Source organism: Streptomyces sparsogenes, from assembly GCF_001704635.1.
Taxonomy (GTDB): Bacteria; Actinomycetota; Actinomycetes; order Streptomycetales; family Streptomycetaceae; genus Streptomyces; species Streptomyces sparsogenes.
In genome coordinates, this window is record NZ_MAXF01000179.1 from 1 (window position 1) to 12,655 (window position 12,655).

The window sequence follows — 12,655 nt, forward strand, 5'->3', positions numbered from 1 at the left end:
AGGCACGGGCCGGCGGCGGGGGCGGCGGACCGGGCACGGACGGCCGGGCGGGTGGCGCCGGGCCGCCGGTCCACGCCCCGGTGAGCCCGCCCTCCCCCGCTGACGCGCCCCCGTCGCCCCGCGCGCCCCCGGCGGTGCCGCCCGGCGGGACCGGCCGCTCTGCGGCCCGGGCGGCCCGGGCGGCCGGGGCCGCCGGGGTGCCGGTGCTCATGTGCCGGGCCCACGCGGGCAGGCGCGGCCGTGGGCGGGCGGGGAGGTCCGCGCCGGACCCCGGCAGGGTCCACGCCGGGACCAGCGGCTGCCCGGCTCCCCAGGTCGCCCGGGCGAGGGCGATCCGCTTGGCCACGTCGGACGCGTCCCGCGGCCGGTCCTCGGGGTCCTTGGCGAGCAGGTCGAGGATCACCCGCTCGAAGGGCTCGGGAATCTCCGGCCGCTGCCCGCGGAGCGGCTCGGGCGTGGTGTCGCGGTGGCCGACGAGCACCGCCCAGGCGTCGTCGAGGTCGAACGGCGGGGCGCCGGCGGACAGTTCGTACAGCACGCAGCCCAGGGAGTAGAGATCACTGCGGTGGTCGACGGAGCCGCCCGCGATCTGCTCGGGCGACATGTAGTGCGGGGTGCCCATGGCGATGCCCGTCCCGGTCAGCCGGGCCGTGAAGCCGATGTCACGCCCGAGCCGGGCGATGCCGAAGTCGCAGATCTTCACCGATCCGTCGGCCAGCCGCATGATGTTGGCGGGCTTGAGGTCCCGGTGGACGACGCCCTGGTCGTGGGTGTACGCGAGGGCGACGGCGAGCTGGCCGGCGATGTCCAGGACATCGGGGACCGGCAGCGGACGCCGCTCGTTGTCCTCCAGGAGCTGGCTGAGGTTGCGGCCCTCCAGCAGCTCCATCACCAGATACGGGACGCCTCCGTGCTCCCCGAAGTCGTGCACCACCGTCACCCCGCGGTGCTGCAGCGAGGCCGCGACCCGCCCCTCGCGGCGGAACCGCTCGCGCAGCGCCTCCGCGAAGGACGGGTCGCGCTGCGGCCTCATCGGCTTGAGGCACTTGACGGCGACGCGCCGCCCGAGCGACTCGTCGAGCGCCCGCCACACCTCGCCCATCCCCCCGCGCCCGATCAGCTCGAGCAGCCGGTACCGGCCCTGGATCAGCCTGGTCTCCGCCATGGTCCCCCTGCCTCCGGCGGGAGTGCCCCCGCCGCCCCCGTGGAAGCCGACGGCTCGTCATGGAGCCCTCGACGCGTCCCCGTTGTCCAGTATGGCCGCGTTGTGGCGCAAGGTGTAGACCGAAGGGCGCGTGCCGGGCCCGAGCCGTGCGACGGCCCGCAGGATGTGTTTGGGCGGCAGCTGCCAGCGAAGCGTGGGCGGGATACGGCGCAGCACCCGGCCGGCCGCGCGGAGCCGGCGGGTCACCACGTCGGGGTCGGGGGCCGGGCGGCCGTACAGCTCATGGGCGTACGGGGGCAGGGCGGCGTAGGCGAGTGCCGCGACGCGCCCCCACAACACCGCGCGCGCCGGCACCAGCAAGGGATGGACGGGCGGTCGGCGCAGAAAGGCGTCGACTTCCCCGGCCTCGGGGGTGTGGGCCAGGGCCGGGCGCACCTCCTTGAAGTACGCGGCGAGCCGCGCCGTGTCGGCGGGCACGCGGGCGGGGTCGAGGCCGACCAGGCGGGCGGATTCGCGGTTCTCGGCCACGTAGGCGTCGGCCTGGGCGTCGGTGAGCGGGAAGCCGGAGCGGCGCACGACGTGCAGATAGGAGTCGATCTCGGCGCAGTGCACCCACAGCAGCAGATCCGGGTCGTCGACGCGGTGCCGGGCGCCGGTGCCCGGGTCGGTGACGGTGAGCCGGCGGTGGATGCCGCGCACCCTGGCGCCCGCCCGCTCGGCCTCCTCGGTGGTGCCGTAGGTGATGGTGGCGACGAAGCGGGCGGTGCGCAGCAGCCGGCCCCAGGCGTCCTGGCGGAAGTCGGAGTTCTGCGTGACGCCGCGCACCGCGAGCGGGTGCAGCGCCTGGAGGTACAGCGCGCGCACGCCCGCGATCCACATCATGGGATCGCCGTGGGTCTGCCAGGTGACCGAGCCGGGTCCGTACAGCCCCGGGTCGCCCGTCGTCCGGCCGCCCGCCATGGCCATCACCTCCCGCGACCAGACTATGCGCGCGGCGGCCGTCAGGCGGGCGGGGGTCGGGTCCCGTGACCCGGCGGCGAGCGTTCGAAGCGGCCGCCGGCCGCCACGGGACGGGGGACGCTCAGATCACGCCGCGGATCGCCGCCTCGAACCCCGCCACGTCCTCCAGCTACCGACGCCCGCACGGAATATCCCGGGCTCAGCGGCGCACCCGGGGCATCCCGAGGCCGATCCAGGAGATGATCTCCCGCTGCACCTCGTTGTTGCCGCCGCCGAAGGTGAACACGACGCTGCTGCGGTAGCCGCGCTCGAGTTCGCCGTGCAGCACCGCGCCCGCCGAGCCCTCCTTGAGGGGGCCGGCCGCGCCGACGACCTCCATGAGCCAGGCGTAGGCGTCGCGGCGCGCCTCGGAGCCGTACACCTTGACGGCGGAGGCGTCCTGGGGGGTGAGGGTGTCGCGCTGGAGGGCGTCCACCATCTGCCAGTTGAGCAGCTTCATGGCGTCGAGCCTGGCGTGGGTGCGGGCCAGCCGGCCGCGTACCCAGCCCAGGTCGATGACGCGGCGGCCGTCCGCGAGCTTGGTGTCGGCGGCCCACTGCCGGACGCCGCGCAGGGCGCGGATGGCCGTCGTGCCGTGGGCGGCGAGGGTGACGCGCTCGTAGTTGAGCTGCGTGGTGATCAGCCGCCAGCCCTCGTTCTCGGCGCCGACCCGGCGGGTGGTGGGCACCCGGATGTTCTCGTAGTAGCTGGCGGTGGTGTCGTGGGAGGCGAGGGTGGTGATGACGGTGCAGGAGTAGCCGGGGTCGCTGGTGGGCACCAGCAGGATGCTGATGCCCTTGTGGGGCTTGGCTTCGGGATCGGTGCGGACCGCGAGCCAGACCCAGTCGGCGGTGTCGCCGTTGGTGGTCCAGGTCTTCTGTCCGTTGACGGTGTAGTAGCCGGTCGGCTTGCCTTCACCGTCCATCTCGCGCACGGCGCGGGTCTTGAGGGAGGCCAGGTCGGTGCCCGCGTCGGGCTCGCTGTAGCCGATGGCGAAGTCGATCTCCCCGGAGAGGATCCTCGGCAGGAAGTACTCCTTCTGTTCGTCGGTGCCGTACCGCATGAGGGTGGGTCCGACGGTGTTGAGCGCCATGAGGGGCAGCGGTACGCCGGCCTGGGCGGCCTCGTCGAAGAAGATGAACTGCTCCATCGGGCACAGGCCCCGCCCGCCGTACTCCTGGGGCCAGCCCACGCCCAGCCAGCCGTCCGCGCCGAGCCGGCGGATGGTCTCGCGGTAGAACCGCTTCTGGCCGGCCGGGTCGGCGAAGCGGGCGTAGGCGTTGTCGGGGACCAGCTCGGCGAAGTAGGCGCGCAGTTCGGTGCGCAGTCGCCGCTGTTCGGGGGTGTAGTCGAGGTGCACGGCCCCTCCTGGAGTCTCACGTCGGCCCGGCCACGTGTCAGCGAGGGGCACGGTAGAACGTGTTCCAACAATTCGGAAGGGTCGCGGGCCCGGACGTCGCATCCGCCGAGGCGGCGTCCGGGCCCGGCGCATCCCGGCCGAACGGGCGGTGGCCCGGGGGCGGTCAGGCCGCTCCCAGCCAGCCGTCGATCAGCGCGGGATGGTCGGTGGTGACCGCGTCGGCGCCCAGGGCCACACAGCGCGCCAGCAGTCGGGGATCGGCGGCCGGCCAGGCGTCCACCCGCACCCCCTGGGCGTGGCACCGCTCCACCAGCCGGGTCGTCAGCTCCGGTGTCAGCTCCGGGCAGACCCAGGTGGCGTTCAGCTCGGCGGCGCGGGCGGGCAGGTCCTCGCCGGGCGTGGCGGTGATCAGCCCCCGCTCCACCCGGGGCAGCAGCCGCGCGGCGCGGTCGAGGATGCCGGCGTGGAAGGAGGTGAGGACCGCGCGCGGGGGCAGCGGGGTGCGCCGGTCCAGCTCGGCCAGGGCCTCGACCGCCTCGGGGGCCTTGATCTCCACCTGCACCAGGCCCGGGAAGGCGTCCAGGACCTCGCTCAGGGTGGGGATCCGCTCTCCCCGGCCCGCGTCGAGCTCCCGCAGTTCGGCCAGGGAGAGCGAGGCGACCTCGCCCGTGCCGTCGGTGGTGCGGTCCACCGTGGCGTCGTGGATCACCACGAGCCGGCCGTCGCGGGAGACCCGTACGTCCAGTTCGACGCCCTCGGCGCCGACCCGGTGGGCGTGGCGGAAGGAGCGCAGGGTGTTCTCCGGTTCGTCCGCCCTGGCGCCCCGGTGGCCGTAGACCAGGGGGCGGGCGGCCGGGGGCGGGGCGGCGGGGGCGGGTGGGGTCACAGGTGCTCCTCGATGGACTGGCGGTGCCGGTCGACGCCCTTGCGCAGCCGCGTGGCCACCTCGGAGAACGCCTGCCGGGCCGGGGTGTTGCCGGTCCAGATCTTCTGGAGTCCGGTGTAGATCTGGACGTTGGCGTTGGGCACCATCATCCGCACCTGGTCGCCCTTGCGGGTGTGCGGCAGTTGTCTGACCGCGGTGGAGAAGTTGGGGTCCTTCTTCAGCAGCCCGGCCAGCGCCGGGGACTTGGTGGCGGCCGGGACGACGGGCAGGTAGCCGGTCTGGACGGTCCACTGGGCCGCGTTCTCCGGCCTGGCCAGGAAGCGTACGAACTCGGCCGCGGCCTGTTTGCGCTCCTTGGGCACCCGCTTGAACATGCCGAGCCCGCCGCCGCCCGTGGTCACGCCGAACTCCTTGTGGCGGGGCAGGAATCCGGTGCCCAGCTCCCAGCCGCCCGCCTTGGCCATCTCGGAGATCTTGCGCAGCCCGCCGGTGGAGGTGATCAGGGTGGCGATCAGCTGGTTGCCCATGTCCCCGGCCGGGTCGGTGGACATGTAGGCGATGCGGTCCTTGTGGACCAGCTTGCGCTGCCACTCCCCGGCCGCGACGGTGGCGTCGTGGTCGATGGTGACGTCCATGCCCCGGGAGTACGCGCCGCCCCACTGCCAGGCGGTGCACTGGAACTGCCAGTCCCCGTCGATCTTCTGGTACGCCTCCATGGCGACCCGCTTGCCCTGGGTTTTCAGCCGGGTGATCTCCTTGGCCCAGCCGTACATCTCCTCCCAGGTCTCGGGCGCCCGGTCGGGCACTCCGGCCTTCTGGAAGAGGGTGCGGTTGTAGTAGAAGAGCGGCGTGGAGCGGGCCAGGGGCAGCCACCAGTGGCGTCCCTTGACGCGCCCCTCCGCCAGCAGCCTGGCGTTGTAGGTGGCGCGCAGCTCGCCGGGGTCGATGTACTCGTCCCAGGGCTCGAGCGCGTCGCCGAAGTAGAAGCGGTACCACTTCACGTCGGACAGCACGCACAGGTCGGGCGCCTGGCCGGCCAGCAGCCCGACGACCGCCTTCTGGGCGCACTCGTCGTACGTGCCCTGGAACTGGACGTCCACGTAGATGTCGCGCTGCTGCCGGTTGAACGTGTCCGCGAGGTCCTGGAGGGCGCGGCCGGGTACGTCGGCGAAGGTGGACCACAGGACGGTGCGGGTGCGTCCCGCGTACCGGTCGGGGACCGAGCCGCCCGGCTGGGCCACCGGCCCGGTGGTGGCGCCGCAGGCGCTCAGCAGCGCGGCGGCCGCGGGCGCCCCGGCGGCGAGGGCGAGGAAGCGCCGGCGGCTGGGGAGGCTGTGGCTCACTTCCCGGCTCCCTGGGTCAGCCCGGCGATGATGTAGCGCTGGGCGATGAAGAAGACGACGAGCACCGGCAGGATCACCATCACCGTGCCGGCCAGGATGGCGCCCCAGTTGGCGTAGGTCTCCTGGTCCCGCAGGAAGAGGAGGCCGACCGGCAGGGTGCGCATGTCGGCGCTGCTGGTCACGATCAGCGGCCAGATGAAGTCGTTCCACTTGGTCACCATGACGACGATCGCGACGGTGATCACCATGGGCCGGGACATGGGCAGCACGACCCGGAAGAGGGTGCGCAGATGGCCGGCCCCGTCGATCCGGGCCGCGTCCATGACCTCCTTGGGGAGGGTCAGCATGTGCTGGCGCAGCAGGAAGGTGCCGAACACCGACCCCAGGCCCGGGGCGATCAGCCCGGCCCAGGTGTTGACCCAGCCGAGCTGGGCGATGGTCAGGAAGTTGGGCAGCAGGGTGACATGGCCGGGGACCATCATGGCGCCGAGGAGGAAGAGGAACAGCCACTTCTTGCCGGGGAAGGGCAGGAAAACGAAGGCGTACGCGCACAGCAGCGCGGCGCACAGCTCGATGGCGGTGCCGACCACCGAGACCACGAGGGAGTTGAGGAAGAACCGGTCGAAGGGGGCGGCGTTCCAGGCGTCGGAGAAGTTGCTCCAGCGCAGGTCGGTGGGGACCCAGTGGGGCGGGTAGGCGTAGATCTGGGGGTTGGTCTTCAGGGCCGAGGAGGCCAGCCAGTACAGCGGTCCGGCCGCGATGAGCGCGACGAGGACGAGGAGCGCGTACAGGCCCAGGCGCCGGGCCCGGCCGCCGGGGCGGCGGGTGGGCGCCGCCGGGTCGAGGGCGGTCACTGGTAGTGCACCTTTCGCTCGAGGTAGCGGGCCTGTCCCGCGGTGATCAGCAGCAGCACCACGAACATGATCATCGCGCCGGCGGCGGAGCGTCCCGCGTCGAAGGCGCGGAATCCCTGGTCGTAGATGAACCAGCTGAGGGTGGAGGTGGAGGTGCCCGGGCCGCCGCCGGTCATCACGGCCAGCACGTCGAACGCCTGGAAGGTGCTGATGGTGCAGGTCACCAGGAGGAAGAAGGTGACCGGTGAGAGCAGCGGGAGGGTGATCCGGCGCAGTCGCGTCCAGGGGCCGGCGCCGTCCAGGGCGGCGGCCTCGTACACCTCCCGGGGCAGGCCCTGGAGGCCGGCGAGGTAGACCACGGCGACGAATCCGATGTTCTTCCAGAGGTAGACCAGGACCAGGCCGGTCAGCGCCCACTTGGAGTCGGTCATCATCGCCGGGGCGGTGAGCCCGAGCGGGGCCATCAGCGGGCGTATCAGCCCGTAGTTGGGGTCGAACACGAACAGCCAGAGGGTGCCGACGGCGGCCCCGGAGAGCACGTACGGGGCGAAGGTCAGCGTCCGCACCACGTCGCGGCCGCGCAGCCGCTGGTTCAGCAGCAGCGCGGTGGCCAGCCCGAGGACGAGGCCGCCGGCCACGATGCCGACGACGAAGACGACGGTGGTCCACAGGGTGGCGCGGAAGTCGGGGTCGGTCAGCAGGTCGGTGTAGTTGCCGAGCCCGACGAAGTCCTTGGCCGGGGAGATCATGTCCCAGTCGGTGAGGCTGAGGTAGCCGTTGTAGACCACCGGCCAGTAGGCGAAGAGCAGGAGGAACAGGAAGTTCGGGGCGGCGAAAGCGGCGAAGAGCAAATAGTCGCGCCGTCTGCGCCTGGCACGCAGACGGCGGCCGGCGTCGTCGATGGCAGACAAGGAGAGTGGATCCTTCCGAACTGCGCCCCGAGGGTCCCCTGGGACGTGCTGGTGACAGCCCCAAGGGATACCAACAGAGTTGATGAGAAGGAAACACCTTGTCGTGTTACAACTTGGCCTACTTCACATGTGCGGCTGGCGTTTTCTCACTCCTTCCGTGAACTGATCTCGGGCGGCGGGGGCTCAACTCCCGCTCTCCGCACGCCACGCGGTGTCGTCCGAGCCCCGCCGGGTGGTCCGCACGACATCGCCCGGGCGCCAGGTCTGCAGCACCAGCTCCTCGCCCTCCACGGCGATGCGCACCACCTCGGTCAGCTCGACGCGGAAGAGGTGGAAGGGCTCCGGCGGGTGGGTCTCCTCGGCGTAGCGGGCGAGGGTCTCCGGGTCGGTCACCTCCACCGCGCGCCCGCTGACCCGCACGTCGCCGCCGTCCATCCCGGTGTCGGGGCCGGGGTTGGCGTGCATCGCGAAGCGCGGGTCGCGCCGCAGGTCCAGGGCCTTGCGGGAGTCCGGCATCATGCCGAGCCACAGCTCCCCGAACCGGAAGTCCGCTTCCAGGCCGGTCACGCGCGGGCTGCCGTCCCGGCGCACGGTGGCCAGGACATGGTGCGGGTAGCGCTGGAACCGCTCCCGCACCACGGCGGAGAACTCGGGCTCCGCCGCCTCGAAACCGGCCCAACTGGTCGTCGTCGCAGTCGTCATGGGGCCCATGGTGCCGGGATTACCGGACACCTTCTGTCGGGATTGCAGCTCGCGGGCCTGATCCGGGGGCAGATGGGCGGTCCAGCCGGTGCCGGGCAGCCGGAAGGCGACCCAGGTCTGGGCGTAGGCCGGCGGGCGCGGCCGGGAGCGGTGGGTGAGCAGGGCGGTGGGCTCCCGGGCGGAGCGCAGCACGAGCGCCGCCGGTGTGATGGACCGGTTGTTCCCGCTGGTCTGGGCGGAGGCGCAGCCCGCGTGGTACGCGATGGGCAGCGCGCGGTCGCCGACGACCAGGCACGGCGGCCGCAGCCCCAGCCGGCGCAAGCCCTGCGCGGCGGTCCGGTAGTCCCCGTTGACCTTCTCCGACTGCTCCGCCAAGTGGCCGAGCACGACGTGCTGGGAGGCCAGCTGGAGGGTGATGACCACGCCCAGCGCGACCGCCACGGGCTGCGGGGAGCGCGCGGCCTTGACGGTGCGCAGCACCAGCTCGGCGATGGGGAGCGCGAGGAGGGCGTAGGAGGGCATCAGGAAGCGCGGGGCGAAGTAGCCGATCAGCAGCAGATACGGGACGGCGAGCGAGGCGGCGCAGACGATGGGCAGGACGGTCAGCGCCAGCGGGTGACCGTGGTGCGGGGCGCCGGGGCGGGCCACGCGGTCCCGGCGGTCGCGGCGGTCCCGTACGGCGACGACGATCGCGGCGGCGGTCAGCAGCGGCAGGGCCAGCCACCACACGGTCAGCTCCGGGTGGCGCAGCGGCACCTCGCACGGGCGGCACAGCTGCGGCCCGTTCAGGCTGCGCAGCGCGGCCCCGATGTTGAAGTGCAGCCCCATGCCGCCCTCGACGTCGCTGGAGACCCGCAGCCGGTCCAGGACGCCGCCGAAGCGGGCGTACGCCTCGCCCACCCATTGCGCGGCGCCCAGCACGAGCCCGCCGAGCAGCGCGGGCAGGGCGGGCCGCCAGGCCCGGACGGCGACGGCCGCGCCCAGCAGCGGCAGGGCCAGCCAGCCGCCGTCGGGGGTGCGCACGAGGGTGACGCCCGCGATGACGGCGGCCAGCCACCAGCGGGCGTTGCGCTCGGCGGACGCGCGCAGGAACCAGCCGAGGGCGGCGACCGCGCCGATCGCCACCCACAGGTTCGGCATCACCGACGGTCCGCTGATCTGGGTGATCCACAGTCCGGCGAACAGGAGTGCGGCCAGGGCGACCGTGCCGGGGCCGAGCATCCGGCGCCACACCCGGAAGGCGGCGTACAGGGCGGCGGCGGACAGCACCGCGAGGAGTACCCGCAGCACCGTGACTGAGGAGGTCACCGCGACCACCGGGGCGACCAGCATGCTGATGCCGCGGGAGCGGGGGGCGCTGAAGTACGCGGCCGGGTTGCGCGGGTCGACCTGGGAGACGTACACCGACTCGTCCCAGCCCAGCGCGTGCGCGGTGTGCGGGATGACCACGAGGAGCTGGACGAGGGCGTAACCGGCGGCCACCAGCGCGAGCCAGGGCGCGTGGCGGCGATGGCGCGCCGGCTCGAAGGGTTGCGGGCGCGGGCGCGAGGTCGCGGCCGCCGGTGCGGCAGTATTCTCCATGCGCGAACCATATGACGCTTTTATACCTTTTTCTCCGTATTGATCCATCCGGCTCAATACGCAAGGGGTGCCAGGAGCGCAGCGGATCCGTAGGATTTTCATCCCGCATACAGCTCCACCCGGCGGAGAACGGACACGCATATGAAGATGCTGATCAACGTCGCCGAGACCGTGGTCGCCGATGCCCTGCGCGGACTGGCCGCCGCGCATCCCGAGTTGACGGTGGACGTCGAGAACCGGGTGATCGTCCGCCGGGATGCCCCGGTCGCCGGAAAGGTGGGGCTGGTCTCCGGCGGCGGATCCGGCCACGAGCCGCTGCACGGGGGGTTCGTCGGCCCCGGGATGCTGGACGCGGCCTGCCCCGGCGAGGTCTTCACCTCCCCCGTGCCCGATCAGATGGCGCGGGCCGCGGCCGCCGTGGACAGCGGCGCGGGGGTCCTGTTCATCGTCAAGAACTACACCGGAGACGTCCTCAACTTCGACATGGCGGCCGAACTCGCCGAGGACGAGGGCGTCCAGGTCGCCAAGGTCCTGGTCAACGATGACGTGGCGGTGACCGACAGCCTCTACACGGCCGGGCGGCGCGGCACCGGGGCCACCCTGTTCGTGGAGAAGATCGCGGGCGCGGCGGCCGAGGAGGGCGCCCCGCTCGACCGGGTGGCGGCGCTCGCCCGGCGGGTCAACGAGTCGTCGCGGAGCTTCGGCGTCGCGCTGAGCGCGTGCACCACCCCCGCCAAGGGCGGCCCGACCTTCGACCTCCCGGCCGGGGAGCTGGAGTTGGGCGTGGGCATCCACGGCGAGCCCGGGCGCGAGCGGCGGTCCATGATGACCTCCCGCGAGATCGCCGACTTCGCGGTGGAAGCGGTGCTGGAGGACCTGCGGCCCGACGACCCGGTCCTGGTGCTCGTCAACGGCATGGGCGCGACACCACTGCTGGAGCTGTACGGCTTCGCCGCCGAGGTCCACCGGGTGCTCGGCGAGCGCCGGGTCGCGGTGGCACGTACGCTCGTCGGCAACTACGTCACCTCGCTCGACATGGCGGGCGCTTCGGTGACCCTGTGCCGGGTCGACGAGGAACTGCTGCGGCTGTGGGACGCGCCGGTCCGGACCGCCGGACTGCGCTGGGGCTGTTGACCGGGGCCCGACCCACCACCGCCGCGCACGCTGTCCCCGTGGTGGCCGTTCGATTTGAGGAGGCGTCTGTGTCCACGTCCGCGTCCAGCAGGGAATCCGCCGGCGAGCCGGTGCTCGACACCGCCTTCTTCCACCGCTGGCTCACCGCGGCGGCCGCGGCGGTGAGCCGCGAGGCCACCAGACTGACCGAGTTGGACTCGGCCATCGGCGACGCCGACCACGGCAGCAACATGCAGCGCGGTTTCGCGGCCGTGACCGCGGCCCTGGAGAAGGAGCCGCCGGGCACGCCGGGGGCCGCGCTCGTCCTGGCCGGCCGTCAGCTGATCTCCAAGGTCGGCGGCGCCTCCGGCCCGCTGTACGGCACGCTGCTGCGGCGGGCCGGTAAGGCGCTCGGTGACGACGAGCGGATCACCGTCCGGCAACTGGCCGAGGCGCTGCGGACCGGGGTGGACGCGGTGGCCCAGCTCGGCGGGTCGGCGCCCGGTGACAAGACGATGCTGGACGCGCTCGTCCCCGCGGTGGACGCGCTGGCCGCGGGCGGCGGGTCCTTCGCCGCGGCGAGCGAGGCCGCGGACAAGGGCGCGCTGGCGACCGTGCCGATGCTCGCCCGCAAGGGCCGGGCCAGCTATCTGGGCGAACGCAGCATCGGCCATCAGGACCCCGGCGCCACCTCGTCGGCCCTGCTGTTCGCGGCCCTGGCGGAGGTGGCGGCGTGAGTCCCGTGAGCGACGACGCGCCGCGCGACGCGGGCGAGGAGAAGCTGGTCGGCGTGGTCCTGGTGTCGCACAGCGCCGCGGTCGCCGAGTCCGTGGCGCGACTGGCCACCGGACTGGCCGGCGGCGGCGCCACCGCACCGGTCCTCCCCGCCGGCGGCACCCCGGACGGCGGGCTCGGCACCAGCCCCGAGCTGGTCGCCGAGGCCGCCCACGCGGTCGACCGGGGCGCGGGGGTCGCGGTCCTCGTCGACCTGGGCAGCGCCGTGCTGACCGTGAAGGCGCTGCTCGCCGAGGGCGACGAACTGCCCGAGGGCTCCCGGCTGGTGGACGCGCCCCTGGTGGAGGGCGCGGTGGCGGCGGTCGTCGCCGCCTCGGCCGGGGCGGACGTGGACGCGGTCGCGCGGGCCGCCGAGGAGGCGTACGACTACCGCAAGGTCTGACCCCTGCGGCGGCCCGCCGCGCCTGGGCCCGCGCCGGGACGCCGGTCACGGCGTCCGGGAACGCGCAGGTGCGGCCACGCCCGCCGCGGCAGCACTCCGGGGCCGGCCGGGCGCGTCCGGGCTAGGGTCTGTCGTCAAATGATCTTCGGTCGAGGATCATGGTCGGGTGATACGTCGCCATGAACTGTCCGATGCCGAATGGGCCTTCGTGCAGCCGCTGCTGCCCCGGTCCGAGCGGGGCCGCAGGCGGCTGGACGACCGGACGGTCCTCAACGGGATCGTGTGGAAGTTCCGGACCGGTACGGCCTGGCGGGACGTGCCCGAGCGGTACGGTTCCTGGGCCACGCTGCACACCCGCTTCCGCCGGTGGGCCAAGGACGGCACCTTCGAGCGGATGCTCCGGGCCGCCCAGGCCAAGGCCGACGCGGCCGGGGACATCGAGTGGCTGGTGTCGGTCGACTCCACGATCGTCCGGGCCCACCAGCACGCGGCCGGAGCGCGAAAAGGGGGCTCCGCACCCCGGGACTCGGCCGGTCCCGAGGCGGCCTGACCAGCAAGATCCAC

The 12,655-nt window shown here is 73.3% G+C and carries 11 protein-coding genes and 1 pseudogene; 4 read left to right on the plus strand and 8 right to left on the minus strand.

The window, feature by feature from the left end:
- The 8 genes from BBH68_RS33385 to BBH68_RS33420 all read right to left on the minus strand — a co-directional run.
- The coding region (locus BBH68_RS33385) for a serine/threonine-protein kinase (protein ID WP_245738429.1) at positions 1–1,165 on the minus strand (1,165 nt) is incomplete at its 3' end.
- A gap of 57 nt (positions 1,166–1,222) precedes the next feature.
- Positions 1,223–2,125, minus strand: a complete 903-nt coding sequence (locus tag BBH68_RS33390) for an oxygenase MpaB family protein (protein ID WP_065967519.1) — start codon at positions 2,123–2,125, stop codon at positions 1,223–1,225.
- A gap of 199 nt (positions 2,126–2,324) precedes the next feature.
- Positions 2,325–3,524 carry an acyl-CoA dehydrogenase family protein gene (locus BBH68_RS33395; RefSeq protein ID WP_065967512.1) on the minus strand — a complete coding sequence of 400 codons (1,200 nt, stop codon included), beginning with the start codon at positions 3,522–3,524 and terminating at the stop codon, positions 2,325–2,327.
- A 163-nt stretch (positions 3,525–3,687) separates the two neighbouring features.
- Positions 3,688–4,410, minus strand: coding sequence for a glycerophosphodiester phosphodiesterase (locus BBH68_RS33400; protein ID WP_158080347.1), 723 nt, complete (start codon positions 4,408–4,410; stop codon positions 3,688–3,690).
- Complete coding sequence (locus tag BBH68_RS33405) at positions 4,407–5,753, minus strand: ABC transporter substrate-binding protein (RefSeq protein WP_065967513.1); 1,347 nt, start codon at positions 5,751–5,753, stop codon at positions 4,407–4,409. Before BBH68_RS33405 ends, BBH68_RS33400 begins: the two co-directional genes overlap by 4 nt.
- Entirely contained in the window at positions 5,750–6,607 is an 858-nt protein-coding gene (locus tag BBH68_RS33410; protein WP_065967514.1) for a carbohydrate ABC transporter permease, read from the minus strand. Before BBH68_RS33410 ends, BBH68_RS33405 begins: the two co-directional genes overlap by 4 nt.
- Positions 6,604–7,518 (minus strand): carbohydrate ABC transporter permease, encoded by a 915-nt coding sequence (locus tag BBH68_RS33415; protein WP_065967515.1) that lies wholly within the window; start codon positions 7,516–7,518, stop codon positions 6,604–6,606. Before BBH68_RS33415 ends, BBH68_RS33410 begins: the two co-directional genes overlap by 4 nt.
- A gap of 183 nt (positions 7,519–7,701) precedes the next feature.
- On the minus strand, positions 7,702–9,801 hold the full coding sequence (locus BBH68_RS33420; protein ID WP_065967516.1) for a pyridoxamine 5'-phosphate oxidase family protein: 2,100 nt from the start codon (positions 9,799–9,801) through the stop codon (positions 7,702–7,704).
- Positions 9,802–9,942: 141 nt separating this feature from the next.
- Between BBH68_RS33420 and dhaK the strand changes: the two genes are divergently transcribed.
- From dhaK to BBH68_RS33440, 4 genes and pseudogenes are all read left to right on the plus strand, one after another.
- A complete protein-coding gene (dhaK, locus tag BBH68_RS33425; RefSeq protein WP_065967517.1) occupies positions 9,943–10,935 on the plus strand; it encodes a dihydroxyacetone kinase subunit DhaK in 993 nt (330 codons plus the stop codon).
- Positions 10,936–11,045: 110 nt separating this feature from the next.
- Positions 11,046–11,651, plus strand: a complete 606-nt coding sequence (dhaL, locus tag BBH68_RS33430; protein WP_065967521.1) for a dihydroxyacetone kinase subunit DhaL — start codon at positions 11,046–11,048, stop codon at positions 11,649–11,651.
- Positions 11,648–12,091, plus strand: coding sequence for a PTS-dependent dihydroxyacetone kinase phosphotransferase subunit DhaM (locus BBH68_RS33435; protein WP_425428877.1), 444 nt, complete (start codon positions 11,648–11,650; stop codon positions 12,089–12,091). The genes dhaL and BBH68_RS33435 overlap by 4 nt, the downstream gene beginning before the upstream one ends.
- Positions 12,092–12,260: 169 nt before the next feature.
- Positions 12,261–12,655 (plus strand): annotated as a pseudogene (locus BBH68_RS33440) (IS5 family transposase); the annotation flags it as partial.

What these genes read in the sequence shown, in the direction of transcription:
- BBH68_RS33390 (WP_065967519.1), bottom strand. Translation starts at nt 2,125, where the DNA reads ATGGCGGGCGGCCGGACGACGGGCGACCCGGGGCTGTACGGACCCGGC.
- BBH68_RS33420 (WP_065967516.1), bottom strand. Translation starts at nt 9,801, where the DNA reads ATGGAGAATACTGCCGCACCGGCGGCCGCGACCTCGCGCCCGCGCCCG.
- dhaK (WP_065967517.1), top strand. Translation starts at nt 9,943, where the DNA reads ATGAAGATGCTGATCAACGTCGCCGAGACCGTGGTCGCCGATGCCCTG.